General features: G+C 57.2%; 1 protein-coding gene. It reads right to left on the bottom strand.

The window, feature by feature from the left end; genetic code table 11:
• Positions 1-1,758: DUF1601 domain-containing protein (locus tag ACO6V1_RS23775; RefSeq protein ID WP_422469050.1), on the bottom strand; the 1,758-nt coding region annotated here is incomplete at both ends.

The following is a 1,758-nucleotide window of genomic DNA, read 5'->3' as shown; positions in this document are numbered from 1 at the left end:
GATATGCTGAGGAATAAATTGGTCTTTAAATGCGTTCACGTGGGGCAACAGCGCGGCGACGGACTCGTTCAGTTCTGGTGTCCGCTCCTGCCCGTTGTCCACCAGTTTCGCCATGGCCCACAGCAGGTTGGCGATAGCCTGTGGTGTAAAGTTATCTTTCTGTGCATTCACGAGTGGCAACAGCGCGGCCACGGTCTCTTTAAGCTTTGGTGTATCCTGCCCGTTGTCCAGTAGTTTCGCCATGGCCCACAGCAGGTTAGCGATTTCCTGTGGTTTGAAGTTAGCTTTCGCTGTGTTCACGAGTGGCAGCAGCGCGGCCACGGCCTCTTTGAGCCCCGGTGTCCGCTCCTGCCCGTTGTCCACCAGTTTCGCCATGGCCCACAGCAGGTTGGCGATAGCCTGTGGTGTAAAGTTATCTTTCTGTGCGTTCACGAAGGGCAACAGCGCGGCCGTGGCCTTGTTGAGCCCTGATGTCTGCTCCAGCCCGTTGTCCACCAGTTTCGCCGTAGCCCATAGCAGGCTGGCGATTTCCTGTGGTTTGAAGTTAGCTGTCTGTGCGTTCACCTGGGGCAACAGTGAGGCCACAGCCTCTTTGAGCCCTGGTGTCTGCTCCTGCCCGTTGTCCACCAGTTTTGCCATGGCCCACAGCAGGTTGGCGATATGCTGAGGAATAAATTGGTTTTTCTTTGCGTTCACCTGGGGCAACAGTGTGGCCACAGCCTCTTTGAGCCCCGGTGTCCACTCCTGCCCGTTGTCCACCAGTTTTGACATGGCCCACAGCAGGTTGGCGATACCCTGTGGTGTAAAGTTTGCTTTCTGTGCGCTCACTTGGGGCAACAGCGCAGCCAACGCCTCGTTGAACTCTGGTGTTCGCTTTTGCCCGTTGTCCACCAGTTTCGCCATGGCCCACAGCAGGTTGGTGATATGCTGAGGAATAAATTGGTCTTTCTGTGCGTTTACGAAGGGCAACAGCACGGCCACGGCCCCTTTAAGCCCCGGTGTCCGTTCCTGCCCGTTGTCTACCAGTTTTGACATGGCCCACAGCAGGTTGGCGATTTCCCGTGGTTTGAAGTGGACTTTCTGCCCGTTCACGTGGTGCACCAGCGCGGCCAGGGCCTCGTTCAGTTCTGGTGTCCGCTCATGCCCCTTGTCCACCAGTTTTGCCATGGCCCACAGCAGGTTGGTGACACCCTGGGCATTAAATTGGTCTTTCTGTGCGTTTACGCGGGTCAACAGCGCGGCCACGGACTCGTTCAGTTCTGGTGTCCGCTCCTGCCCGTTGTCTACCAGTTTCGCCATGGCCCACAGCAGGTTGGCGATATGCTTAGGAATAAATTGGTCTTTCTGTGCGTTCACGAAGGGCAACAGCACGGCCACGGTGCCTTTAAGCCCTGGTGTCTGCTCCTGCCCGTTGTCCACCAGTTTCGCCATGGCCCACAGCAGGTTGGCGATACCCTGTGGTCTGAAGTTAGCTTTCAGTGCGCTCACGTGGGGCAACAGCCCGGCCACAGCCTCGTTGAGTTCTGGTGTCTGTTCCTGCCCGCTGTCCACCAGTTTTGCCATGGCCCACAGCAGGTTGGCGATTTCCCGTGGTTTGAAGAGAACTTTCTGCCCGTTCACGTGGTGCATCAGCGCGGCCAGGGCCTCGTTCAGTTCTGGTGTCCGCTCATGCCCGTTGTCCACCAGTTTCGCCATGGCCCACAGCAGGTTGGTGACACCTTGGGCATTAAATTGGTCTTTCTGTGCGTTTACGCGGGT

The organism is Endozoicomonas sp. ALC013, assembly GCF_049310205.1.
GTDB lineage: Bacteria > Pseudomonadota > Gammaproteobacteria > Pseudomonadales > Endozoicomonadaceae > Endozoicomonas.
Note: the sequence above shows the minus strand (reverse complement) of the source record. Positions and strands in the feature narration are given on the sequence as shown.